This window comes from Gillisia sp. Hel_I_29, assembly GCF_000744275.1.
In the GTDB taxonomy this organism is placed as follows: Bacteria; Bacteroidota; Bacteroidia; order Flavobacteriales; family Flavobacteriaceae; genus Gillisia.
In genome coordinates this window covers 57,009-83,102 of the sequence record NZ_JQLP01000008.1, presented here as the reverse complement: position 1 = coordinate 83,102, position 26,094 = coordinate 57,009, and the positions used below count along the sequence as shown (strand labels likewise).

Annotated in this window: 23 protein-coding genes; 7 read left to right on the top strand and 16 right to left on the bottom strand. The window is 34.5% G+C overall.

The window, feature by feature from the left end:
- Window positions 1-13 precede the first annotated feature (13 nt).
- From P163_RS17265 to P163_RS17255, 3 genes are read right to left on the bottom strand one after another with little or no spacing between them, the layout of a single operon-like run.
- Window positions 14-2,248 (bottom strand): xanthine dehydrogenase family protein molybdopterin-binding subunit, encoded by a 2,235-nt coding sequence (locus tag P163_RS17265; RefSeq protein ID WP_034894899.1) that lies wholly within the window; start codon window positions 2,246-2,248, stop codon window positions 14-16.
- Window positions 2,249-2,254: 6 nt separating this feature from the next.
- Window positions 2,255-3,274 (bottom strand): FAD binding domain-containing protein, encoded by a 1,020-nt coding sequence (locus P163_RS17260; protein ID WP_034894895.1) that lies wholly within the window; start codon window positions 3,272-3,274, stop codon window positions 2,255-2,257.
- Complete coding sequence (locus tag P163_RS17255) at window positions 3,267-3,755, bottom strand: (2Fe-2S)-binding protein (protein ID WP_034895125.1); 489 nt, start codon at window positions 3,753-3,755, stop codon at window positions 3,267-3,269. The genes P163_RS17260 and P163_RS17255 overlap by 8 nt, the downstream gene beginning before the upstream one ends.
- Window positions 3,756-4,223: 468 nt before the next feature.
- Here P163_RS17255 and P163_RS17250 point away from each other — a divergent pair, with 468 nt between their 5' ends.
- The 3 genes from P163_RS17250 (at window position 4,224) to P163_RS17240 (ending at window position 8,277) form a co-directional block, all read left to right on the top strand.
- Window positions 4,224-5,024 carry a 2Fe-2S iron-sulfur cluster-binding protein gene (locus P163_RS17250; RefSeq protein WP_034894892.1) on the top strand — a complete coding sequence of 267 codons (801 nt, stop codon included), beginning with the start codon at window positions 4,224-4,226 and terminating at the stop codon, window positions 5,022-5,024.
- Window positions 5,025-5,087: 63 nt separating this feature from the next.
- On the top strand, window positions 5,088-6,074 hold the full coding sequence (locus P163_RS17245; RefSeq protein ID WP_034894889.1) for an FAD binding domain-containing protein: 987 nt from the start codon (window positions 5,088-5,090) through the stop codon (window positions 6,072-6,074).
- A 22-nt stretch (window positions 6,075-6,096) separates the two neighbouring features.
- Complete coding sequence (locus P163_RS17240; RefSeq protein ID WP_034894886.1) at window positions 6,097-8,277, top strand: xanthine dehydrogenase family protein molybdopterin-binding subunit; 2,181 nt, start codon at window positions 6,097-6,099, stop codon at window positions 8,275-8,277.
- Between the two features lie 63 nt (window positions 8,278-8,340).
- On the opposite strand, the gene P163_RS17235 is transcribed toward P163_RS17240, so the two are convergent.
- Together P163_RS17235 and P163_RS17230 are read right to left on the bottom strand one after the other, a co-directional pair.
- A complete protein-coding gene (locus P163_RS17235) occupies window positions 8,341-8,913 on the bottom strand; it encodes a GNAT family N-acetyltransferase (RefSeq protein ID WP_034894883.1) in 573 nt (190 codons plus the stop codon).
- A gap of 33 nt (window positions 8,914-8,946) precedes the next feature.
- A complete protein-coding gene (locus P163_RS17230; protein ID WP_034894880.1) occupies window positions 8,947-9,528 on the bottom strand; it encodes a tRNA-(ms[2]io[6]A)-hydroxylase in 582 nt (193 codons plus the stop codon).
- 736 nt (window positions 9,529-10,264) lie between these two features.
- Between P163_RS17230 and katG the strand changes: the two genes are divergently transcribed.
- Window positions 10,265-12,514, top strand: a complete 2,250-nt coding sequence (gene katG / locus P163_RS17225; RefSeq protein WP_034894877.1) for a catalase/peroxidase HPI — start codon at window positions 10,265-10,267, stop codon at window positions 12,512-12,514.
- Window positions 12,515-12,639: 125 nt separating this feature from the next.
- Here the strand turns inward: katG and P163_RS17220 are convergent, their stop codons facing one another.
- On the bottom strand, window positions 12,640-12,960 hold the full coding sequence (locus tag P163_RS17220) for a winged helix-turn-helix transcriptional regulator (RefSeq protein WP_034894874.1): 321 nt from the start codon (window positions 12,958-12,960) through the stop codon (window positions 12,640-12,642).
- Between the two features lie 121 nt (window positions 12,961-13,081).
- On the opposite strand from P163_RS17220, the gene P163_RS17215 reads away from it, so the two are divergent.
- Entirely contained in the window at window positions 13,082-13,597 is a 516-nt protein-coding gene (locus P163_RS17215) for a VOC family protein (RefSeq protein WP_034894872.1), read from the top strand.
- A 91-nt stretch (window positions 13,598-13,688) separates the two neighbouring features.
- Here the strand turns inward: P163_RS17215 and P163_RS17210 are convergent, their stop codons facing one another.
- Entirely contained in the window at window positions 13,689-13,985 is a 297-nt protein-coding gene (locus P163_RS17210) for a putative quinol monooxygenase (protein ID WP_034894869.1), read from the bottom strand.
- A 10-nt stretch (window positions 13,986-13,995) separates the two neighbouring features.
- Complete coding sequence (locus tag P163_RS17205) at window positions 13,996-14,595, bottom strand: nitroreductase family protein (RefSeq protein ID WP_034894867.1); 600 nt, start codon at window positions 14,593-14,595, stop codon at window positions 13,996-13,998.
- A gap of 240 nt (window positions 14,596-14,835) precedes the next feature.
- On the opposite strand from P163_RS17205, the gene P163_RS17200 reads away from it, so the two are divergent.
- Window positions 14,836-15,363: a peroxiredoxin-like family protein gene (locus tag P163_RS17200; protein WP_034894863.1), complete on the top strand. Its 528-nt coding sequence runs from the start codon at window positions 14,836-14,838 to the stop codon at window positions 15,361-15,363.
- Between the two features lie 67 nt (window positions 15,364-15,430).
- On the opposite strand, the gene P163_RS17195 is transcribed toward P163_RS17200, so the two are convergent.
- The 6 genes from P163_RS17195 to aceB all read right to left on the bottom strand — a co-directional run bounded on the left by P163_RS17195 (window position 15,431) and on the right by aceB (window position 22,345).
- Window positions 15,431-16,048 (bottom strand): hypothetical protein, encoded by a 618-nt coding sequence (locus P163_RS17195; RefSeq protein ID WP_034894860.1) that lies wholly within the window; start codon window positions 16,046-16,048, stop codon window positions 15,431-15,433.
- A 142-nt stretch (window positions 16,049-16,190) separates the two neighbouring features.
- Complete coding sequence (locus P163_RS17190; RefSeq protein ID WP_034894858.1) at window positions 16,191-16,853, bottom strand: hypothetical protein; 663 nt, start codon at window positions 16,851-16,853, stop codon at window positions 16,191-16,193.
- A gap of 130 nt (window positions 16,854-16,983) precedes the next feature.
- Window positions 16,984-17,670, bottom strand: coding sequence for a type 1 glutamine amidotransferase domain-containing protein (locus tag P163_RS17185; protein WP_034894856.1), 687 nt, complete (start codon window positions 17,668-17,670; stop codon window positions 16,984-16,986).
- Window positions 17,671-17,790: 120 nt separating this feature from the next.
- Complete coding sequence (locus tag P163_RS17180; protein WP_034894854.1) at window positions 17,791-18,837, bottom strand: flavin monoamine oxidase family protein; 1,047 nt, start codon at window positions 18,835-18,837, stop codon at window positions 17,791-17,793.
- Between the two features lie 205 nt (window positions 18,838-19,042).
- The gene (locus tag P163_RS17175) at window positions 19,043-20,674 is read right to left on the bottom strand and encodes an isocitrate lyase (protein WP_034894851.1); all 1,632 of its coding nucleotides are present in this window, start codon (window positions 20,672-20,674) and stop codon (window positions 19,043-19,045) included.
- 72 nt (window positions 20,675-20,746) lie between these two features.
- Window positions 20,747-22,345, bottom strand: coding sequence for a malate synthase A (gene aceB / locus P163_RS17170; RefSeq protein ID WP_034894849.1), 1,599 nt, complete (start codon window positions 22,343-22,345; stop codon window positions 20,747-20,749).
- A 118-nt stretch (window positions 22,346-22,463) separates the two neighbouring features.
- Here aceB and P163_RS17165 point away from each other — a divergent pair, with 118 nt between their 5' ends.
- The gene (locus P163_RS17165) at window positions 22,464-23,951 is read left to right on the top strand and encodes a helix-turn-helix domain-containing protein (RefSeq protein WP_034894847.1); all 1,488 of its coding nucleotides are present in this window, start codon (window positions 22,464-22,466) and stop codon (window positions 23,949-23,951) included.
- A gap of 151 nt (window positions 23,952-24,102) precedes the next feature.
- Here the strand turns inward: P163_RS17165 and P163_RS17160 are convergent, their stop codons facing one another.
- Both P163_RS17160 and P163_RS17155 read right to left on the bottom strand, forming a co-directional pair.
- Window positions 24,103-24,510: a cytochrome c oxidase assembly factor Coa1 family protein gene (locus tag P163_RS17160; RefSeq protein ID WP_034894843.1), complete on the bottom strand. Its 408-nt coding sequence runs from the start codon at window positions 24,508-24,510 to the stop codon at window positions 24,103-24,105.
- Between the two features lie 97 nt (window positions 24,511-24,607).
- Complete coding sequence (locus P163_RS17155; RefSeq protein WP_034894839.1) at window positions 24,608-26,053, bottom strand: FAD-dependent oxidoreductase; 1,446 nt, start codon at window positions 26,051-26,053, stop codon at window positions 24,608-24,610.
- Window positions 26,054-26,094: the final 41 nt, after the last annotated feature.

The following is a 26,094-nucleotide window of genomic DNA, read 5'->3' as shown; positions in this document are numbered from 1 at the left end:
AAGATTATCCAAATCAAAGAAGATCATCGAAGTGAATAGGGAAGTTGTTTATACGTTTTCCTGTAGCATGATATATGGCATTTGCAATTGCAGGGGCCATAGATACCAAGCCAATTTCTCCAACTCCTTTAGCGCCCAGTTCGTTTATAATATCATCTTTCTCTTCTACAAAAATCACTTCTAGATCATTAATATCAGCATGTACAGGAATATGATATTCTCCCAAGTTGGTATTCATATACTTTCCAAGGTTATGATCTATTAAGGTCTCTTCTTGCAATGCTTTCCCTATTCCCCAGATCATTCCTCCCAATATTTGACTGCTCGCTGTTTTCGGATTAATGATCTTTCCTGCAGCTACGGCGGTTACAGCACGAGTTACTTTAATTGTTCCAAGTTGTTCGTCTACTTCCACTTCTACAAAAGCAGCACTATGTGCAGCTCGTGTATATTTTTTTAATTTGAACGCATTAGGAATATTACTTTTGGAAGCTTTTAATTTCTTGCCATTATCCGAAACAAGTTGCTGGAAAGAGAAGCCAATATTTGGATCCTTTTTTAATTTAATATAATTGTCACTAAATATCACATCATCTAAAGTTGCACCTTTAAAGGAAGAAGCTTCTACACGCTTTACGGCCTTAAGGATCTTTTTCTTTAAAGCCTCACAAACAGCCTTTACTGCAGATCCAATTACCCCGGTGGTATAAGAGCCTCCTTGTATTGGTGCCAAAGGCATTTTGCTATCTCCATATTCAAATACTACATTATCTAGTGTCATTCCCAAACTATCTGCAGCAATTTGAGTCATTATTGTACGGGTACCGGTACCAATATCTGTAACTGCACTTTTAACCTTTAGCTGTCCTTTTTTGTTGAGGGTAGCTTTAGCCTTTCCGGGAAGTGCAATGACATCCCAAATCCCAGAACTCATTCCCGTTCCCACCAAACGTTGACCTCTTTTTGTAGTTCTTGGTTTAGGATTTCTTTGCTCCCAGCCAAATGCTTCTGAAGCCTTTTGATAGCAAGCTTTTAGTTCTTTACTAGAAAATGGTTTGTTCGCACTTTCATCTGTTTCAGAATAATTAAGTAAGCGAAATTCTAAAGGATCCATATTAAGAGCATAAGATAGCGCATCCATGGATGTTTCTATTGCATGCATTCCTGTGCTTCCACCTGGGGCTCGCATATCCATAGGCGTAAATATATCTAAAGAAACTAACTTATAATCGAATTCTGTATTCTTAACGGGGTATAGCATACCTCCCCAGTTCACTACAACTTCATTATAATCCTCATTTTGAGAGGTTTCTGCAATAGCAGTATGATGAAGTGCAGTTAGCATACCATCTTTAGAAGCACCAAATTTTGTTTTTTGATAAGTTGGAGGTCTATGTCCAAATGTAAACATTTGGCTCCTATCCATTGCTACTCTAACGTTTCTCTTAAGTTGTAGCGATGCCATGACGCAAAGAAATAATTGATATTGTGGTCTTAATCCAGAGCCAAATCCACCTCCAACAAAGGGCGCTATTACACGAACATTCTTGTAATGCAAACCAAAGATGTTGGCTATATAAAGTTGAGAGTTACTTGTACCCTGTGTTTTATCGTAAACCGTAAGCTTTCCTTTGCCTTCATAAACGGTTGTAGTGGCAAACAGTTCTAATGGATTGTGATGTTCTGGGGGGTGATTAAATTCTCCCTCATAGGTTACATTTGCTGCAGCATAGGCTTTCTCAAAATTACCTTTATCATCTGGCGGTAGCGGTTTTACCACGGTAGCCATTCCTTTTTTAGGACTACGACTATCTTGAAGATTGGATAAAAGGCTTGTTTTAAATTTAGATTCTTCATATGTGATCTTGATAAGGGATGCTGCGTATCTGGCGGTCTCAAAAGTTTCTGCCACGACTAAGGCAATAGGTTGACCATTATAAAGTACATTTTCATCATATAAAGGTTTAAAGGGTGTTCCTGGAGGCGCATCCATATCTGCATATAATATATCAAACCATGGTAACTTGCTGCGGTTATTATGGGAGAAAACCTCAATAACTCCAGGTAATTCTCGAGCTGCTTGCTCATCGATATCTATAATTTTTCCTTTAGTAATGGTGCTATTTACCACATAGCCATGTAGTAGATCTCCCACCTCATATTCAGCTGCGTAAGTTGCAGCGCCTGTGACCTTTAAATGACCTTCAAGTCTATCGATTGGTTTTCCTATTGAGTGTGATGTTTTCATAGTAAGTTATAATGAGGGTTGTGCACCTGGCCTTTGGCATTCAGGATTTAGAGCCATCATACAATTTCTAATGATCGCTCTTTTGGAAAGTTCAATTTTGAAATCATTTTTCCCGAAACCTACGGCACCATTTAAGATCATATCTGCTGCAGTGGCAAAATTAGATTCATTTGGCTCTTTATCGATCAAGAAATTCTCTGCCTCGGGAACACGCCATGGCTTGTGAGAAACACCACCTAAGGCAATGCGAATTTTTTTGATGTTTCCATCTTCAAGATCCATTCCCGTAGCCACACTTACAAGAGCAAACGCATAGGAACTTCTATCGCGTAATTTTAAATAGGAATAATTTTTAGAAAAACCTTCTGGTGGTAGGCTTAAACCGGTAATGAGTTCACCAGATTTTAAATTATTATCCAATTCGGGTGTATTGCCAGGTAATCTATGAAAGTCTGCAAATTCAATAATTCTGTCTCCAGTTGTGCTTGTTACATGAATACGGGCTTCTAATGCAGCTAAGGCAATAGACATATCTGATGGAAAAACGGCAATACATTGTTCGCTAGTACCTAAAATGGCATGCATTCTATTTAGCCCATCTTTGGCTGGACATCCGCTGCCAGGATTTCGTTTGTTACAGGGAACAGCAGCATCGTAAAAATAATAACAACGTGTGCGTTGCAAGAGGTTTCCACCATTTGTAGCACTATTTCTAATTTGTGCAGACGCTCCGGCTAAAATTGCTTTGGATAGTAAAGGATAATTATTTTCTACAAGATCGTGGTAAGCGGTATCAGAATTTGTTACCAAAGCTCCAAGATGTAATCTCCCATCTTTATCTTTAGAAATAGTATTTAGGGTATCAATAGAATTTATATCTAACAAATTTGACGGATGCAAAAGATTATATTTCCATAGATCTATTAGATTAGTTCCTCCGGCAATAAAATAAGAGTCTGGATTTTTTGAAACGTTTGATAACGCATCAGAGACTTCTGTAACCTTGCGATAATTGAAATTATTCATGACTGCTGGTATTTTTTACGTCCATAATAGCATCTATAATATTGGTGTTAGCCCCACATCTACAAAGATTACCGCTCATAAGTTCTTTTACTTCTTCTCTCGTGTTGGCTTTCCCTTCTTCTAACATAGATACGGCACTACAGATCTGCCCCGGAGTGCAATAACCACATTGGAAAGCATCATGTTTAATAAAAGCTGCTTGCAATGGATGTAATGTTCCTTCATTTGCAATACCTTCTATAGTTGTTATTTCTGAACCATCCTTCATTACAGCTAGACTAAGGCAGCTAAGTATTCTTTTACCATCACAAATAACCGTGCAAGCTCCACATTGACCATGATCACATCCCTTTTTGGTACCGGTAAGCTTGGCATGATCGCGAATAGCATCCAATAAACTAACCCAAGACATGACATCTAAATGATGTGTTTTACCATTGATGTGAAGTTGTATCTGAGAAGTACTAAAAGAATGCTTCATATTTATCTCGGTTTTATGCATATGCGGAAAGTTATATTATAAATGAAATTTATCTGGCAATGGAATTCGTAGCAATTCAAAAAATGTAATTCAAATATAGAATTGAAGATATTGTTTTTTTTCAACAGGAAGAAAAAAATATACAGCCTATCATTTTTAATTGGTCAATGGAGGTAAATAAAAATAAGAATCATTGGTTGTGAGATATGATTAGGATAAAGCTAATAATAATTCAAATGTTAAAATACCAATGGGCATTTCGTTAGCACCAGAACTTCTGTATTATCATGATTTTCTAAACTCTTTAGACGCCAGTACGATACATTTTGTTTTCTCTTATTTTTACTTAGAATTGATATAAATAAAGGTTGTTATAGTTAATTAAACTTCTGATTAACATATCTCTAACTTTTTAAAAATAAAAATTATTTAATTTTAACAAATTGATTTACCACAAAAAAAATTCACATGAGAGAAAATGAAAAATGGAACCAGAAAGTTGATGCTGATGATTTTACCGAAGACGAAAAGCAAATTTTCGATCAAATGGGACTTAATGGAAGTTCCAGAAGAAAATTTCTTAAGCAGGTTTCAGTAGCAAGTTTAAGTTTGTGGGCCTCTTCTTATATGACATCAGATATGTTTGCTAGTACTATGAAAGATCTTCCAGAAAATCCAATGGTTTTACTTAATCAGATTAAAGTGAACCTCCGCGTAAATGAAATGGTGAAACCATTAAATATAGATTCCAGAACAAGTTTGCTAGATGCTTTGCGAGAAAGGCTGGCTCTAACAGGAACTAAAAAAGGCTGTGACCATGGGCAATGTGGTGCATGTACTGTTATTATTGATGGGAAACGTAAATTATCCTGTTTAACACTAGCAGCTACGTGTGAAGATAAAGAGATTACCACAGTAGAAGGTTTGGCAAAAGGTGGGGAAATGCATGATATGCAAAAAGCCTTTTTAAAGCATGATGGCTTTCAATGCGGATATTGTACTCCAGGCCAGATCTGTTCTTCTGTAGCTTTATTAGAGGAAGCAAAGAACGGTGAAATAAGTTATGTTACAGAAGATATTACAGATGTGAAAAGTGATCTCAAACTTTCGGAAGAAGAAATTAGAGAAAGAATGTCTGGAAATATATGTCGATGTGGTGCATATAATAATATAGTGCAAGCATTTAAGGAAGTTCATTCCGGAGATGATGAAATGCCAACTTGGGAATTTGCTACTCAAGAGCAAATGGATAAAGCCAAGAACGCATAAGCAGGAGAACTTTCTAATTGTTATGAAAGTTGAATTATTCAAGACATTAAAAAATTATTGACTATGAAACCATTCACTTATACAAGTGCAAAAAATAAAGATCAGGCGCTACAGGCTTTTACCGAAAATTCACATTATCTAGGTGGTGGGACTAATTTGGTGGATCTAATGAAGGAGAATGTAGAACATCCAGATCAACTTATCGACGTTACTAATCTCGATTATAAAACCATTACATCTAATGATAAAGGTGGATTAACTTTAGGCGGAATGCTTAGCAATTCTGAAACTGCTAATCATAAAGATGTAAGAACAAAATATCCTTTACTTTCTATGGCTATGCTCTCTGCAGCTACTGCTCAGATAAGAAATATGGCAACCAATGGAGGAAATTTATTGCAACGTACACGCTGTCCTTATTTCTTTGAGACATCAATGCCATGTAATAAAAGAGAACCAGGATCTGGTTGTGGAGCGCTGAAAGGAATGAATGCGCAACATGCTATATTTGGTTATAGTGACAATTGTATTGCTACAAATCCTTCAGATATGTGTGTGGCATTAGCTGCGCTTGGAGCAACTGTTGAGGTTCAGAAGACAGACGGATCTTCTAGAATGATAGATTTTACAGATTTTCATCGTCTGCCAGAAGATAGACCAGAGGTTGATAATAATTTAATGCCGGGAGAATTAATAAAAGCAATACATTTGACTGAGCCTAAATTTTCTGAAAAGTATTATTATTTAAAGATCAGAGAACGTTCTAGTTACGCATTTGCATTGATCTCTGTAGCTGCAGGTTTGCAAGTAAAAAGTGGAACGATCACTCAAGTTGGATTAGCAATGGGGGGTGTTGCCCATAAGCCTTGGAAACTTTCTAAAGCAGAAGAATTTCTAATGGGAAAAAAGCCAACTAGAGAGAATTTTGAAGAAGCTGCAAAAATAGCTTTAAAAGATGCTAAACCTTTTGAAGCTAATAAGTATAAAGTAGAAATGGGAAAGAATGCTATCGTAAGAGCACTTACGCAAGCTAATGAAAGAGAAGTATAGAACCACCCAAAAAAAATAAATTATGACAAAGACAAAAAATACTTCTGGAGTTGGAAATGCAATAAATAGAGTTGAAGGTCATCTAAAGGTGATGGGTAAGGCAAAATATGCAACAGAATTTCCAGTAGAAAATAAAGTTTATGGACAGGCTATTAATAGTACTATTTCTAAGGGTGAAATTATTTCTATAGATACCTCAGAAGCAGAAAAGCTAGACGGGGTATTACAGATCATTACTTATAAAAATGCTGAGAAATTAAAAACTCTGGAAGGAGTTAGACCAGAAATTGCTACAGATACCATTGCTCCAGTCCTTCAAAGTAATAAAGTGCATTATTATGGAGAATATGTTGGCTTGGTGGTAGCAGAAACTTTTGAACAAGCGCAATATGCTGCAAGTTTAGTAAAATTTGAATATAAGGAAGATAAATCTGCAGTTATTGATTTTGAGAAGTCTAAAGAGAAGGCTTATACTCCAGATAATGGTTCAAATTATTCTAGAGGAAATATGCAAAAAGGCCTTTCTGAGGCAGATATGGTTGTAGAACAAACATATAATACTCCAATTGAGCATCACCATCCAATGGAACTTCATGCTACTATTGCGAACTGGGATAACGGTAAGGTACTGGCATATGCAAGTCAACAAATTGTTGAAGATGCTACCATTTCCATTTCCGCAACATTTCAGATCCCAAAGAAGGACGTGCGTGTGGTAGCTGCCTTTGTTGGTGGAGGATTTGGTTCTAAACTTAACTTGGAGCGCCATGTTATTTTGGCTGTAATGGCTTCTAAAATGGTAAAACGTCCGGTGCAAGTTACTGTAACCAGAACTCAAATGTTTACCAATACCGGATTACGTCAGCAAAACGAACAAAAAATGCGAGTAGGGGCAAAAAAAGATGGTACTTTAACGGCATTATCTCATGAGACACTTTCTCATACTTCTACAACTCAGGAATTTCAAGAGCCTTGCGGAATGGTTTCTAAAATGCTTTATAATGTTCCAAATAATGAAGTTACTTATAAGTTGATTCCTATGAACAGGCAAACACCTTTTGCCATGAGAGCTCCCGGGGAAGCTACCGGAAGTTTTGCATTAGAATCTGCAATGGATGAGATGGCATGGAAATTAAAGATGGATCCGCTAGAATTTCGTATAAAAAATGATACGCAAACAGATCTTCATGAGGAAAAGCCATTTTCTTCTAGATTGTTAGTAGAGTGTCTTAGAATTGGAGCAGATAAATTTGGTTGGAAAGATAGAAAAGCAGAGCCAAGAACTAATGCAAAAGGGAACTGGCTTATTGGATATGGAGTAAGTGCTGCGTCTAGAAATTCTCCTTATAAAGAAACTCATGCCAAGGTTTTATTAGAATTAAAAGAAGAAAAAGTGTATGCCACTATTCAAATGGATGCCACAGATATTGGTACGGGTAGTTATACAATTATAAGTCAAACAGTCTCAGAATATTTAGATCTTCCAGAAGAGCAGGTAGTTGTGGAATTAGGAGATTCAGATTTCCCTGTAACTCCAGGTTCTGGAGGATCCTGGGGAGCAGCTTCTTTTTGTAATGGAGCTCGTGCTGCATGTGAAAATGCGATCAAGACCTTAAAAAATAATAGAAATATTAACCAAAAAGAAGAGATTGCAATTGCAGAACTTTTAAAGCGTAATCAGCTTACTAAATTTGAAGCAGAAGGTATGGCCAAGCCATCTTCAGAATTTGAAGATTATTCCATATTCTCATTTGGTGCCAACTTTACAGAAGTTTGGGTAGATAAAGATACCGGAATGTATAAGATTAAGAAGATGGTAAATGTTGGAAGTGCCGGAAAGATCTTAAATCCTAAAACCGCCTACGGGCAGATCATTGGAGGTTTAACCATGGGTGCTGGAATGGTAATAGCAGAACAAACTAGAGTTGAGCCAAATTTTGGGAATTTTATAACCAGATCATTTGCAGACTACCATGTTCCGGTAAATTTAGATATGGCTAATATTGATGTAATCTTTCTACCAGAAGAGGATAAGATTGCAAATAAAATGGGAATAAAAGGAATTGGAGAATTGGGAATTACCAGTGTTGCTGCTTCCATCTCTAATGCAATATTTAATGCAACGGGTAAAAGAATGCGAGATCTGCCTATCACACCAGAGAAGCTCATCGAAGCAGAATTAGAAGAAGGCGTAAAAGCTTAATAATAAAAGCCCGGTATAATTCTACCGGGCTTTTTTATTTTATGAAATTCAATATTCTAAAAACTAGGTGGTTGAATTTATAAAGTCTGGCTGCAATAAAGAATATATTTCACTATCTAAATATTTGCCATTGAAGTAATAATTTTCTTTGAAATAGGCTTCTTTTCTAAATCCAACACTTAATAAAACACTTCTGGATTTTTCATTGGCTGGATTGATATTCGCTTCAAAACTATGAAGATTCAATTCCTTAAATCCAAAGTTGAATAAAGCTAGCATGGCTTCTTTCATCAAGCCTTTTCCCCAAAATTGAGGAGATAATAAATATCCTATTTCTGTTCTAGAATTTTTTGAATCTATGTTCCAAAAGGAAAAATCTCCGATATAATTATTAGATACCTTATCTATCAATGCCCAAAACAGTCCTTTTTTTGTGGCGTACATCTCTAAATTTTCTGTAATAAAGTTTTCAGAATTCTTAAGAGTTAAATGAAGATCAGAATCCATATACCTCATTACTTTCTCATCTTTTCTATTAGATTGCATGGCTGCTGTATGCGAAAGATCTAATTTTCTAAGCAAAATTCTATCTGTTTCTAACTCCGGAAATTGCTCAAAATAAAGCTCATTAATCATATTCTAGAAGTATATAGTTTAAACTTAAATCATTTAGCCATGTATGGTTTCATGTTTCCCGTAGCTCTTTATGAGCTCGCCTTCAAACTCAACAAGTTCTTTCCAGCGTTTATCTACATCTATTTCTTTTCCATATTTTCTGGCAAACGTGATAAAGGTGGTATAATGGCCAGCTTCGCTAATCATAAGGTCGTTATAAAATTTAGAAAGCTCAGGATCATTTATTTCTTTAGATAGTAGTTTAAAACGTTCACAACTTCTAGCTTCGATCATTGCAGAAAATAACAACCTATCTACCATTGCATGCAATCTACTACCACCTTTGTTCATAAACTTATAAAGTTCGTTAACGTAGCTATCTTTACGCTCTCTTCCCAAGGAAAAACCTCTTTTCTTGATGATCTCCTGCACCATTTCAAAATGTTCTAGCTCTTCTTTTGCCAAGGCCAACAATTCTGTTACCAATTCTGGGTATTCAGAATTTAAAGTAATTATAGTAATGGCGTTTGTAGCTGCTTTTTGTTCACACCATGCATGATCTGTAAGGATCTCTTCTATATTAGATTCCACAATATTTACCCATCGTGGATCTGTTTTCAATTTTAAATGAAGCATTTTATATTTTTTTCAAAGATACTTAAAGCATAATATCTTTATTTCTTCCTTTTTCTAAACTATATATTAATCTATCTCAACTGAATTATTTTCTTAATTTTTCTATGCCTTATTTCTTTTTCTATCTCATTTATAAAAAGGAAAGTAATAAGATGAGTAATAAATAATGCGAGAATAAGAATCTTCAACTATTTTATAGATTCATATTTAGCCTTGAGCTTAATACTTTGTAACATAATGATTAAGGTTTCGTCTGAAATTTCATCATAAAAAATACCGTCTTCTTGACTATCATCTTTATAAATATTCTTCCTAAGGTTTCCTTTGAATCTTGTTTTATTTTAATCTAACAGAGAAATGTTATGACTTTGCTGACTTCTAATAACTCTTCCTGCAGATGGCTTTAGATCTACTATTAGGTTTTCTCATCGATTGGTAGTCCATTACTGTAGAGATAAATATACAAATATTAAGTGTTTAGTGGTGTAGGTTAAATATTTTCTTAATTATATTAAAAAATAGATAAAGTAGCATTTCAGTAAATTTCAATTATTAAGGAACTTAATGTAATCTGCATTCTAAAAGTAAACAACTCTTTTAAAAATCACACAGTAATTTGAGTAAAAAACTATGTGTTTTAGTGATGCTAATATAAAAAGTATAGATAAAAAGTATAGATATAAAATTTGTAAATTAGAAGTTCAGTTTAGAAATATCACATAAAATTTATCTCATTATGGAAAATAATCATTCAGGAAGTAAAGACAATCATAAGGTTTGGGAGGTTAATGAATCTAGTAAATGCCCTTTTATGGGTGGTGATTTAAAAAATACCGCCGGGGGAGGAACTTCAAATAGAGACTGGTGGCCTAATCAACTCAATTTAAATATACTTAGACAAAATTCAGTCTTAACAGATCCAATGGATGCAGATTTTGATTACGAGGAAGAATTTAAAAGTTTAGATCTAAAGGCTGTAAAACAAGATCTTTATAATCTAATGACAGATTCTCAAGATTGGTGGCCTGCAGATTATGGGCATTACGGTCCTTTCTTTATAAGAATGGCTTGGCATAGCGCAGGAACTTATAGAATTGGAGATGGACGTGGTGGAGCAGGCGCAGGGCAGCAACGTTTCGCACCTTTAAACAGTTGGCCAGATAATGCAAATTTGGATAAAGCCAGATTATTATTATGGCCTATCAAACAAAAATATGGTAAGAAGATCTCTTGGGCAGATCTTATAGTACTTGCTGGAAATTGTGCTCATGAATCTATGGGTTTAGAAATGTTTGGTTTTGCAGGAGGTAGAAAAGATGTTTGGGAACCGGAAAACGATGTGTATTGGGGTGCAGAAAGCAAGTGGTTGGATAATGAAGAGCGTTATGCAAGCGGTGAATTAGAAAGTCCATTGGGAGCGGCTCATATGGGTTTAATCTATGTAAATCCTGAAGGTCACAATGGAAATCCAGATCCGGTAGAATCTGCTAAATACATTCGTGAGACCTTTGGAAGAATGGCAATGAACGATTATGAAACTGTGGCTCTTATAGCAGGTGGCCATACCTTTGGAAAAACTCATGGAGCTGCAGATGCAGAGAAATATATAGATGCAGAACCAGCCGCTGCGGGTATTGAAATGCAAAGTACCGGATGGAAGAATAATTTTGGAACGGGAATGGGAGCAGATACCATAACCAGTGGGATTGAAGGAGCTTGGACAGATACGCCCACAAAATGGAGCAATACCTATTTCAATAACCTGTTTAAATATGATTGGGAATGTATAAAAGGTCCGGGTGGTGCGTACCAATGGCAGCCTAGAAATAATGAAGGAGTTGGGACCGTTCCAGATGCTCATGATTCAGAAAAAAAGCATGCACCTTTTATGCTAACTACAGATCTTTCTTTGAAAATGGATCCTGAATATGAAAAGATCTCCAGACATTTTCATCAAAATCCAGACGAATTTGCAGATGCTTATTCTCGTGCTTGGTTTAAATTAACACATAGAGACATGGGGCCTATAGAACGTTATTTAGGACCGGAAGTGCCACAGGAGGAATTATTATGGCAGGATCCTATTCCTAAGGTAGAATATGAGATAGTTGATAATAATGATATTGACTCTTTAAAGTCTAAAATACTTGGATCTGGACTTAAAGTCTCTGAAATGGTGAGTACTGCATGGGCTTCAGCTTCTACCTTTCGAGGTTCTGATAAGCGAGGTGGTGCCAATGGAGGTAGAGTTAGATTAGCACCACAAAATGGTTGGGAAGTTAATAATCCTCAGCAATTAGGTCGAGTTATAGGAACATTAGAAAATATTCAGAAGAATTTTAATGAATCTCAAAGTAGTAAGAAAATATCTATTGCAGATCTTATAATACTTGCCGGATGCGCTGGAGTAGAAAAAGCAGCTAACGATGCCGGGCATGATATAAAAGTTCCTTTTAGAGCAGGACGTGCAGATGCTAGCCAAGACCAAACAGATGTGGAGGCATTTGAACCATTAGAACCAAATGCAGACGGTTTTAGAAATTACTTTAGAAATAGAGATCATATTTCTGCGTCTGCAGAAGAAATGCTGTTAGATAAAGCTCAATTGCTAACGTTAACTGCTCCAGAGATGACAGTTTTGGTAGGAGGTATGCGAGCCATTGGAACCAATTTTGGAGATTCTAAGAATGGCGTATTTACGGATAGAGTTGGATTATTAACCAATGATTTTTTCAAAAATTTATTGGATATGAGAACTACATGGAAGGAAAGTTCAAATTCTCAAAATCAATTTGAAGGAAGAGATCGTACTACAGGAGACCTAAAATGGACGGGGAGTAGAGTAGATCTAATTTTTGGATCTAATTCAGAGTTGAGAGCATTGGCAGAAGTATATGCTACCAATGATGCAGAACCTAAATTCGTTAAAGATTTCGTGAAAGCATGGACCAAGGTAATGAACTTGGACAGATTTGATCTAAAATAATATCGTGTAATTACGTGCTACGTTATTAGAAAAGGCGGCCAATTCATTGGTCGCTTTTTTTATTATTTATTCTAATTTAATAGGAAGATTAGTTCCTATTCAAAATGTAATAAATCTATATTTAATCACTCATTAATAAGAACACTGTCTTCAAGCCCCCATTTATCTAAACTTCTTAGAATTGTTTCCAGAGATCTGCCTCTTTCACTCAATTTATATTCAACTTTAGGAGGTACTACTGGAAATACCTTTCTGCTTACAAGACCGTCTTTCTCCAACTCTCTAATGGTTTGTGTAAACATTTTATTAGAAATCTCCGGAATTTTCTTTTGTAAAATACCAGATCTTACGGCACCCTCTAACAAATGAAACAATAATAAAGGCTTCCACTTGGTTCCAATTAGGTTCATGGTATAATTTAAAGGACATTGACTTTTATTATTCATTTTTTATATCTTAAAACACTGATAATCCATAATTTACTCTTTTAAGTTGCTATATCACTTTTAGGTAAGTTGTTGCTAATAAGGCAAATATAGCTTAAATTTGTTATCTAAATTATTAAATATGAAAGCTACTAAGAATTATCCGAAGTCTTTTTCTCATGTTGGAATCACCGTACCTGATATAAAAGCGGCAGTAAAATTTTATTCTGAAGTTATGGGGTGGTATGTTATTATGGAACCATCTACCGTTAAGAAGGAAAAAGATACTGCCATAGGCCAAATGTGTATAGATGTATTTGGAGATAACTGGGAAGAATTTGAGATTGCTCATCTTTCAACATCAGATGGAGTAGGAGTAGAGTTATTTTCTTTTCCTCATGGCGTAAAAGAGGCACCAGAATTTAATCCTTTTAATACAGGGCTTTTTCATTTTTGTATTCAAGATCCCAATATAGAGGAGCTAATTGAAAAGATAGTTTCTTATGGAGGTAAGCAGCGAATGCCAATAAGAGAATACTATCCTGAGGATAAACCTTTTAAAATGTGTTATGTTGAAGATCCATTCGGAATTGTATTTGAGATCTATACGCATAGTTATGAACTTACATATTCCTCCGGAGCTTATCAGAATAAATAGGTTGATAGGATATTTTATGAATAAAAAATAGCAGTGAGCATGCATTAAACTTTATCTCACTGCTATTTTTATTTTATCCAGAAGTAGGTCGTTATGCCACCTGTGTCATCTTCTTTATAACTATATCTGCAACAGCGCCATCTATTGCTTTTTGAAAATCTAACATATGCTTACTATCCATATGTGCTTGAAGTAGTTCTTTATTTTCCCAATGCTCAATAAAAGTAAAAAGGTTTTCGTTCTCTTCATCTACATAAAGGTTGTAGCTAATACATCCTTTATCAGATCTTGTTTTCTCAACTAATTTTAGAAGTTCTGCTTTTACCAGATCTCTCTTTTCTGACTTCACCAAAGCATTGGCTACTACAGTGATTTTTGAATTTTCCATCGCAAATTTTTTAAATTGTTTCTATTACTTTTTGAAGATCTCTTCTAGATTTCGGTTTTTTACTTGGCTGGTTAAAATCTTCCGGATCTCTATAACCAATGGCAACCGCAACTACAGTGGCATGATCAGAAAGACCTAAAATATCATTATACTTTTCTGGTTCAATACCTTCCATGGGAGTAGCATCTATTCCCATTTCTGCACAAGCACTTAAAAGCACTCCTAAAGCTAAATAAACCTGACGATCAAACCAAGCTAAAATCTCTTCTTGTGATAAAGGCTTTATAAATTCCTTAAAATAATCTACAGCGCCTTTAGGCAGTTCTTTTTCAATTTGTTCCTCAAACAATGATATGTTATTAATTCTGCTAAGAACAATTAACTGATCACTATCTAGAACCTTATCGGTATTTAACCAGGACACTTTAGATAACTGCTGTTTTTTATCAATATTAGTAACAAAGAAGAATTTCCAAGGCTGGCTATTGATAGAGGAAGGACTTAACTGAAGGATACGTTTTAATTCCTCAATTTTCTTAGGGTCTATTTTTTTAGAAGCATCGAAATTTTTGGTGGTATAACGATGCTGCATAGATTCTATAAAGCTCATACTTATATATTATGATTAAACTATAATTTTTATAGTAGCAAAAATAACTATTGTTATAACTTCATGCAAGAACGGTCGAAAAGGATAGTTCATTTTCTATAATTACACCAAGGTTGTTTAAATTCTAATTCGTTGCTCCGCTTATAGATATTAAAACTTATTGAAATGTTATTTAACAAAAGATAAAGTTTTTGCTCTCCATAAAATTCCGAAATTGAGAATTAAAATTTAGAGAAAGTTATGAAGTTAGATAGACCAACACCAAAGCATAAGGCACCAAAATTATCTTTTGAAACATTAAATTCTGAAACTTGGAATATAAAAGATCAGAACCCAGAAAACTTTACGTTACTTGTTTTTTATAGAGGACTTCATTGCCCTATTTGTAAGAAGTATCTTAAGGAACTAGAAGAGCTTTTACCAGATTTTAAAGAAAAAGGAGTAGAGGTTGTAGCAGTGAGTATGGATGACGAAAAGCGGGCTAGATTATCTCGTAAAGATTGGGATCTTAAAGAGCTAACCTTAGGGTATAACTTAGATCTGGAAAAGGCCCAGGATTGGGGCTTATATATAAGTAAGGGAATTAAAGAGGAAGAGCCGGAAATTTTCTCAGAACCGGGATTATTCTTGTTAAATAAAGACAATGAAGTTTATTATTCAGCAATTAACAGTAATCCATGGGGTAGACCTTATTTGCCATCTTTCGTGAAAGCAATAGACTTTATTTTAGAAAATGATTATCCTGCTAGAGGAGAATATATCAAATAGAATCTTAAATAAAAAAAGCTCAATTTTAAAATTGAGCTTTTTTTATTTAACCGATGATTTTTCTTGTTTAATCTTCTTTATCATCTTCACTATATGCTCTGTCTATAAGTTCTTGTGGCAGAAATTGTTCTAATATAAATCTTTGTTTTTTCTCTACTACTAAGAATTTCCAATTGGTTTCACCATCATTAGAAATAGCATAAACCTCTTTTGTTGCTTTAATTTCATATTGATCTATCTCCTTATCATATTTCACATTTTCCAAGCCAAAGGTCTTTTGAAAATTTAGAAGTAATAAGGTATTTCTTAGATCGCGTTGCTCCTTTTCTTCCTCCTCGGGATTATTGATCTTCATATCCATCACAGAAGAATATATTAGAGTGGCGTAGTATTTTTTATTAAACTCTTCCTTATCTGCCACACTTACAACCTCAGCATCTTTTAACTGTATTTCCATATTAGGATTGTTGAACGTACTTTCTAATAACTGGATCATTTGTTCTTTTGGAACGATCTTAAAAAAATCTTCTGATAAGTATTCTACAGATTTTTCAAATTCTAAATTTGTCAAAGCATCTAAATACGCTGTGAACTCTGTTCTTATCTCTTTTTTATAGTCTTGAGCATAGTTTGTAAACGACAGAAGTAAAAATAATAATGAGGTAATAATAGTTTTTAATTTCATAATGGTTACAGCTTTACTAATGTTTAACAGGATTTGGTGATACCCAATTATAGTCTAAGAAATGTTTTTTATAAGGTATCGTTTTATTAAATATGTAAATTCTGATATAATTTAATAAATCTTCTATTTATTGAATTTGATTTTAATATTTAAACATTTCCATTTGCTCAAAATCTTCAATCTCAGCAAGCCTTATTGCCTTTTTAATATCAATATCTTTCCAGGTTTCCTTAAATATTTCATCTTTACCTTCTTCATTTTTATACATGTTTTCTAATAACTGTTTTTTTCCGGTAAGAAAATTAATACTTGTTTTAGAAGTGATGATTGGTCCTCTATTTTCGCTAGATTCATAACCTATTAAATCAAAATTTGAGTTTTTATATCTAAAAATGTATTTCCAATTTCCATATCTCCCATGATCATAAATAATTTTTAATTTTCCATTTTCAATATTTAAGCTGAGTTCAGGTGGGAAATACACTCCGCCATCTTCATTTTCTGAACTGAAACAATTTAAGTTTTGAACTGCTATATTATATCCTTCAGAATCGCGTAAGAGAACAATGATCCCTCTTCTATTTCTGTCTACAGTATCTCCAAATCTATTTTTTACAATATTTTTTTCTTTTGTATTTTTAACTACTAAGACACAATCTTCTAAGCCATCTTTATTAAGATCTCCACTGTATTCTTCAAATAAGATATATCCATCTGGAATATATATGGATCTGTTTTGAGCTGTACATAGACTATTATTAAAAATAAAAAAAAGAGCTATAAATATTTTGAGATTATTTGTCATTGCTGAAGTATGATATTTTAATTAGATGGTAATTTAAATAAAAATGCAGCTAGCTGAAGAAAAATGTTATGTTTCTTCAGCTGGCTGCATTACCTATCATTTTTAATAAAGAGGAGAGATATCCTTTGTATTACTCATTAGCCCACAGTTCCAGCAAGGCTTTAGCGGTTGGTCCAGCAGATAATGGATTTTGTCCTGTAATTAACAATCCATCTTTTTCTACATGAGAAGTAAACGGAATAGTCGCCGTATGATAATCTGCTCCTAATTCTTTTAATTTATCTTCTAGGGTATAGGGTATATTATTAGACCTTAAAGCTAATTTCTCTTCAGCATTGGAAAAGCCTGTTACCTTCCTACCTTTTAAGATTGAAGGATCCATTTCTGCTGCTTTAATAAGAGCTGCTGGGCCGTGACATACAGACGCAACAGGCTTGCCGCTAGCCAAGAACTCTAGGATCAATGTTCCACTTTTTTCATTCGATGCAAGATCGAAGATAGGTCCGTGTCCTCCAGGAAAAAAGACCGCATCAAAACTAGTAGCAGATAATCCTTCTAATCTAACAGTGGTATTCAAGGAATTTTGTGCAATAGTATCTTCCTGAAATCTTCTATTAGAACTTGTTATGTTCTCTGTAAGTTGACTCATTGGGTCTATTGGGGGTTTTCCACCCATTGGGCTCGCAATGGTAACCTGATGACCTGCGTCTATAAATTCATAATATGGATCTGTAAATTCACCTATCCATAAACCAGTAGTAGAATCTGTATTTACTAACTCTTTATGTGAGGTAACAATGAACAATATTTTTTTCATGATCTTCATTTTTTAGTTGATTAAAATTAATAATAGTCTTTTTAGGTTATCATTAATTAAATCATAAAATATAGTTTCATAGAATTGTAGCCCTAGGCTGCAAAGATTTATAAATAAAAATTACCTAGTGGCTTCTATTATTTTGCTTGCCGTTAAATTTCCTGCTAAAATAGCACCATCCATATATCCAGGAAATTCTGGTGATGATTCTGAGCTTGAGATCAATAATTTGCCATCGTAGAATGATCTTCTAAAAATAGGATTGCCATTATTTTGATGAGGATAAATAGGTGCACCAGTATCTTCAAATGTATTTTTCTCATTGCTCCAAATACATTCTGTATACTCTAAATAGTTACTAGCTTGTTCCCCATATACTTCTTCCAATTGCTTCATTACTTCCTGCTTTCTCACTTCTTTATCTAAATACTTTAGAGAAGAATTCATAAATCCGCAAAGCGCAAATTTAGATCTGTTAGCGTTGCAATGATCATATAATTCTGTAATGGGCCCGCTATTGCTAAAAAGTGCTCCAGATAGATCTCTAATTGTCCAGAAATCATTCTTATAAGTTATTGCCACCTTAATAGAATCTTCCATCCAAGTATGAGTTTGAGTCGCAATATTTAGGAGGTCTTTAGGCAACTCAGGATGAAAAGAAATTTTTCTCGACCATAATTTTTGGGGAATGGCTAATATTACTTTATCTGCTTCAAAGATCTTACTGGCAGTAACCTTGAAGGAATTATTATTAAATTCAACTTTTGTGACTTGCTGATCTAGCAGAATATCATTTTTATCTAAATGTTGATATAAGGTATTTATAAGATTAGAACTACCACCGTTAATTCTATAGCTTGGAGGTTGTTCAGGTATTTGGATAGCTTGCGCAGGCTCATTAGAAACCGGTTGATAGAAAACCGTTCCATTCATATATTGCCCAAAGTAATTTAGGTTCAATTCTTTTAATAGAGCAGCGATGTGAAGATGTTGAGAGTGAAACCAAGTAGCCCCTAATTCTACAGGAGTATTGCTTTCTCCCAGAACGGTATTAATTCTTCCACCTATTCTAGATCTTGCTTCCAGTATCTTAAAAGGGATTCCTTCTTTTTTAAGTCGATATGCTGTTAATAGGCCAGATAGACCTGCTCCAATTATTATATTCATTTCACAAAATTAATGAAGTAGCTTTATAATAATCTTAATACGATATTAATATTGATAAGATGTAGTGCCTATAATTGGTAGTAATTGTAGTGGAAGTTTGATAAATATAACTGTAGATTTGGGTGCTATTAAAAATTCTGAAACAAAAATGCGCAAACTTTTATAGTCTGCGCATCTTGATATTTAATTAGAATAGATTAAATTATTAAATTACCATTTCTTTTATTTTTTTCCCCTCTTGAACTGTAGTATCAGTTTTGAATTGATTGGAAGTATTTTTGTTTCCTCCAGCTTTAATTGCTTTTTCTCCTGCAAAGAATGATTTATGATCGTCTCCGAGGTCTGATCCAGCCATACGTTGATGCTTTACACAAGCAACTCCTTTTCTAATTTCTTGCCTTTGAATACCCTTAACATAAGCGAGCATTCCATTATCTCCAAAATAACCCTGAGTAAGATCATTCATATGAAGAGCAGTTGTATGATAGGTTGGCAGTGTAATTAAATGGTGGAAGATACCAGCTTCTTTAGCACTATCCATCTGAAAGGTTTTAATTTTTTCATCTGCACGGAAACATAATTCTGAACCATCGTATTGTGCATTCATAAGATCATTTCTATCATACCCTGTCATATTCTCGCCTTCAGATAGCATTTCTTCATATACCTGATTGCGGAAATTTAGCGTCCAGTTAAAAGAAGGAGAATTATTATATACCAGCTTGGCATCTGGAATGACTTTTTTAATTCTATTCACCATATGTGAGATCTGCTTCACATTAGGCGTAGGGGTTTCAATCCATAATAGATCTGCTCCATGTTGTAAACTGGTGATGCAGTCTAAAACCACCCTATCTATGTTAGAACCTTCTTTAAATTTATACAGCCCATTAGACAATCTAACCGGGCGGACTAATTTTCCATCTCTTTTTAGAAGTACATCATCTTCCTTCGCAGCATGAATATCTATCTCTTCAGCTTCCACAAAGGCTAAGTATTTTGACGCTAGATCTCCCGGCTCTTGGCTTACAGGTAATTTTTGCGTTAACCCGGCGCCTTCAGAATCTGTTCTTGCTACGATTACACCATTATCTACTCCTAATTCTAAGAAAGCATATCTGATAGCATTTAGTTTAGCTATAAAATCCTCGTGTGGAACAGTTACTTTTCCATCTTGATGGCCGCATTGTTTAGCATCAGAAACTTGATTTTCTATTTGAATAGCACACGCTCCTGCCTCTATCATTTTTTTGGTTAATAAGTAGGTTGCTTCTTCATTACCAAATCCAGCATCAATATCTGCAATTATTGGAACTATATGGCTTTCAAAATTATCTATTAGATCTTGAACATCCTCTCCTTTTTCTAGTCTATTGAATAGGTCATTCAGCTCTATGGCATCTGCCTGTTTTAAAAAATCATATATTTCTTTTATTAGTGAAGGTACCGCTGTCTTTTCATGCATAGATTGATCTGGTAGCGGACCAAATTCAGATCTTAAGGCAGCTACCATCCATCCAGAAAGATACAAGTATTTCTTATTGGTAGTTTTATGGTGCTTCTTTACGGCTATCATATTTTGTTGCGCTACAAATCCATGCCAGCATCCAAGAGATTGGGTATATTGGGAAGGGTCTGCATCATATTCTGCCATATCTTTTCTCATGATGCTAGCCGTGTATCTTGCGATATCTAATCCTGTTCTAAATTTATTTTGAGAGATCATTCTTGCAGCATTCTCAGGATTTATTGCATTCCAGGTATTTCCATATCTTTGCTTTAATTCTCGTACGGTCTCTAAGGCAGAGGTGTAATTTGTTTGTGCTAGATTTTTCATAATTTTGTAAGACGTTATTTATTATTAATAATTAGATCCTGTTGATTGTTGCAGCAATCGCAGGATTGTTTTTTACAAGAGTTGATATGCGGGAATCGTTAGAAATTCTTCAAATCTTTCTGAAATTACCAAATTATCAAAAAGTTGAAAAGCTTGTTCAAATTTTGTGTTCTTAATATTAGCTTCACCATATTCTGTAAGAAGTTTTTCTACTTCATCATCAAAAAAATCTATATATAATTCCATATTAAACTTTCTGCCGTCATCTAATAGCACTTCATTTTTAAGCCATTGCCATAATTGAGTTCGCGATATTTCTGCAGTGGCAGCATCTTCCATTAAATTGTAAAGTGCTACAGCGCCTTGTCCTCGAAGCCATGCTTCTGTATATAAAATTCCAACATTGATATTTTTTCTAATACCTGCTTCTGTAACACTACCCTTAGGCAATGCTACCAGATCTTCTTCGGTAATTTTGATATCATCTCTAGATACTTCCAGCTGGTTAGAAAGTGGCATATGTTTATCAAATTCAGAAAGTGCAACCGGTACTAATGCAGGATGAGCAACCCACGTACCATCATGTCCGTTCATAACCTCTCGCTCTTTATCTTTTCGTACTTTTTCCAGGGCGGTTGCATTGGCTCTATCATTGTTCTTAATAGGAATTTGGGCTGCCATTCCACCAATTGCAAGAATCCCACGTTTATGGCATCTTTGAATTACAAGTTTGGAATACGCCTCCATAAAAGGAGAAGTCATAGTAACTTGGTCTCTATTAGGTACTACAAAGTTTTCATGATTTCTAAACTTTTTGATATAAGAAAATATATAATCCCATCTTCCACAATTAAGACCTACTATATGATCTTTTAATTCATAAATAATCTCATCTAATTGAAAACTTGCGGTAATAGTCTCTACTAGTACAGTTGCCTTTAATGTACCTATGGGAATTTCAAGATAATCCTGAGCAAAATTAAAGACATCATTCCACCAGCGAGCTTCCATATAATGCTCTAATTTTGGAAGATAGAAGTAGGGAGCGGTATTATTATTTAGTAAGGTTCTATAGTTATGAAAGACATAGAGTCCAAAATCTACAAGACTTCCAGAAGCTATTTCTTCATTTATCAAAATATGCTTTTCATTGAGGTGTAAACCCCTTGGTCTTACCATTAGAACAGCAACTTCAGAATTTAAATTATAAGATTTACCGCGTTTATGATCTTCTAAGGAGATTGTTTTGTTATTGGCATCTATTAAATTTTGCTGACCTTCCATTACATTTCTCCAGGTAGGGGCGGTACTATCTTCCAAATCTGCCATAAAGGTTTTAGCACCAGAATTAAGAGCATTGATGATCATTTTTCTATCTACGGGACCTGTGATTTCCACACGTCTATCTTGTAGATCATCAGGAATACCGGCAGCTTTCCAATCACTTTCTCTAATAGATTTTGTCTCTGAAGGAAATTCAGGGAACTTACCAGTGTCAAAGATCTTTTGTTGTTCTAATCGTTTTTCCAAAAGTATATTGCGGCTTGCATTAAAATTTTCATGTAAGGCTGTAAGAAAATTTAGAGCATCTTCCGTAAGAATATCCGGATAGTAATTAGAGACGTCTTTAGAGAAATTTAATTTGTAAAGTTTTAAAGCTGTGTTTTCCATGATGTTAATATTTTACAAAGCAATAATATAACAAAGAATTATAAAAAACAAACGAACGTTCGCTAAATGTAAATATTCACTAATTACCACTATTCGCAAATTAGTTTATATTTGTTCTATGGAAGAAGATTATATAAAGCTTATATTTGGATTGAAGCTAAAGCAGATAAGAACAGAAAAGAATTTATCATTATTTGGATTATCAAAACTCTCCGGTCTTTCAAAATCTTATTTGAATGAGATAGAGAACGGTAAAAAATATCCTAAACCAGATAAGATTGCAACTCTATCTGATAAGCTTGAAGTACCCTATGACCAAATGGTATCATTAAAGTTAGATAAGAATTTAGCTCCCATAGGCGAACTATTACAGTCTAAAATATTAAAAGAGATCCCGCTAGAACTCTTCGGAATTAAAGAAAGTAACCTTATAGATATTGTATCTAATGCTCCTGCGAAGGTGAATTCTTTTATAAGTACTATTATAGAAATCGCAAAGCATTATAACTTTAGCAGAGAGAGTTTCTTTCTGGCTTCTGTACGTTCTTTCCAAGAGGCTAACAATAATTATTTTGATGATCTGGAGCAGCAGGTTCTAAAATTCTCCAAGGCTTATCAAGTAAATCTTAATAGAAAGCTTACTGCAAATGATCTTGAAGAAATTCTAATTGAAGAATATGGATATAGCATTAATTATAATGAAATTAGCAAGCATGAAGCTTTAGGTAATTTAAGATCTGTATTTGTACCAAACACAAAAACTTTATTACTAGCCAATGAGATAGACGAGGCTCAGCGAACTTTTATATATGCAAAAGAAATTGCTTATAATTATTTGGAGATAGAAGATAGATTACACACCTTTCCGTGGATAAAATTTAATCGATTCGATCAGGTTCTTAATAATTTCTATGCTTCCTATTTTGCGGGTGCCATGGTGATACCTAAGGACGAATTGACTACTCAACTGGAATCCATATTTGAAAAAGAAACCTTTGATAAATCCCAATTCTTAAGTATGATAGGCAGATTTAATGCGTCTCCAGAATCTTTCTATCAACGCTTAACCAATATTCTACCAAAATCTTTTAATTTCAAGAATTTATTCTTTTTGCGCATTTCTCACAAAGCAAATAGCGATAAGTATTACCTTAATAAAGAACTTCATCTAAGTCATCAACATTCTCCACGTGCTAATGAAACCAATGAACATTATTGTAGACGCTGGGTATCTCTAAAGGTTTTAAAAGATATTAGTCTAAGTAATAGTTCTCATGAATTTGACATTCAGATTTCCAATTATCCTAGTCATGATACCAAATACTTGGTGTTTTCTTGTGCTACCAAAGATCCATTCAGAAAAGATCAATTTAGAAGTATAAGTATAGGTCTTTTAATTAATAAGCAATTGGAGCGAAGACTAAAGTTTTTAGGTGATGAGGGTATCAAAAATAGAGAAGTAGGAGTAACTTGTGAGCGTTGCGCCATTGCAGATTGTGCAGTAAGACAAGCCCCAGCCATCGTTTTAGAGAAAGTGGAAAGGAATAAAAAGATAGAATTGATAGTGGAGGAATTAAATGCCAAATTTCAGAATCCTTTAGATTAAAATATTCCTATGATAGGAACTTTTTCAAATGAATGTTTTACGAGTTGATGTATAATAGCATAAATCATTAACCGGACAAATCCATCTTTGAATTTTTAATGCAATATTTTATTTATCTATTGTGTTCTATTAATTCAGAAACATATGAATGTTAAGGAACTATAACAATAGTTTCTTTTGTATTGGCGGCGTCTGTTAGTCTTATATTAATCTTATTATAGATCCACGAATCGTCCTTCCAATTGGCCTCTATATCCATCTTACCTTTCCCTTTACTACCTATAACTTTAATCGTTGTTTGAACTGTACTATTATCATTGGTGTAGTGCACGTCCCCATTGATAATAGTCATCTTTTCTATAGGTTCTATAATCCCAAGTTTAGTTTGTACAGTCTCATTAGCATTTACTTTGATAATGGCATTCTGGTAAAGATTTGGATCTGCATAAGCCTGGACAAGATCTGTTGCTATTTTAGAGGCTCCAATGGAAGTAAATAAATATATAACAACACCTAATAATACAAGTGCTAAAGCTATCCATTTTAATCTTTTTTTCATTTTAAAACTATTTCAAGAACAGCAAATCTCAAGAGAGGCATTCATTATTTGCTACTAACTCATTAAATTTAAGTATAATAATATGATTATAAGAGAGTTAATCCTCTTTAAAAAAATTTCCCCGAGGAGCATTACTTTGATGTAACGCAACGTCAGAATGTAAAAATTTTGCGGCTTTTGCAGAATCTTTCACTTTAGAACTACTACGAGCTAACATTTCTTGTTCAAACGTATTGAGAGCATTTTCCCTTACGCCATCTTTTTTCCAGTGCACTATAGAACTACATCCTCTAGCTATCTCTCTAGCTAGCGAAAGTGCGTCTAAAAGCGCCTGATTGGCTCCTTGGCCTTTAAATGGACTCATAGGGTGAGCAGCATCACCTATTAAAGTAACTTTATTTAATTCTTTAAGATCTTCTTGTTTTATAAGATCTCTGTCATACACAGGATAGCCTGAAATTTTTTCTGTAGCAGTATTATTAATGATCTGCGGAATTGGCTCATGCCATTGAGTTTTTATTAAAGCTTCCTCTTTAAGAGCTTGGGCACCTTTGGCACTCAATTTTTTTGCATCTTCTTCTTTCATAGGAAAACTAAGCTGCCACATTATAGCGTCTTTAGAAAAAGGCATCATATAGATACGTTCAGTTCCATTGGCAGTTTGAAAAACTGTTTCACCATCTAGTAAAGGATGAGGTGCTATTTGTTTTAGATCACAAATACCTAAAATTACGATACAGTCTAGATATCTCAATGGATAAGATTCTTCTCCCAGTAACGCCTTTCTCACAGTACTCCGAATCCCATCTGCGCCAACAACAATATCTGCTTGCAACTTTTTTTCTTCGCCATCAACTTGAAAAAAGAGGTCTATATTTTTCTCTTCATTACTCTTAATATCTATAAGCTTATGATTCCATTGCACGTTTGCATGATCATTAAGTTGATGTAAGAGCGCAGCTCTTAATGCTTGTCTTGCGATGTGTATGTTAGAGTGTTTAGAAGGAATCTTCTCATTATTATTTAGCCATTTTCTAACTCCCCATTCACCTACAACAGTGCCTTCTGGTGTATGTACCACATGTTTTGTAGAAACTACGCCCTCTTCCAATGTTTTTATTCCTAAGGCTTTAATAGCTTTACTTGCCTGTTGCAACGTAAGTCCATACCCTTGAGAACGAGCTTCAAAATTAGCATCACGTTCAAAAATTGTAAATGGAATACCTCTATGAAGGCATGCCACGGCAAGGGCAATACCACCAATACCACCGCCGATAATAGCTACCTGAGGGAGATTAACGTAATCTGGTAAAGGTGGATTAGAAGCGGCGAGGAGTCCTGTTCCTTTACAAATTGGACACGTATACAAATGTCCCTTCGGTTTTATAGGAGCTTTACTCTTATGCTCCATTTGTTCAAATTGATCTAACTCTCTGAGATAGCGAAGCTTTACTTTCTTTCGGATTCGTTGACTTTTTTTACCACGACCCTGACATTCGGTACAGCTAGACCAGTTGGTGAATGAGTTTTTAGCCTCTTTCAATTCCTATAGTTTTTAGTCGCTTCCATTGTCTTTTAGGTTGA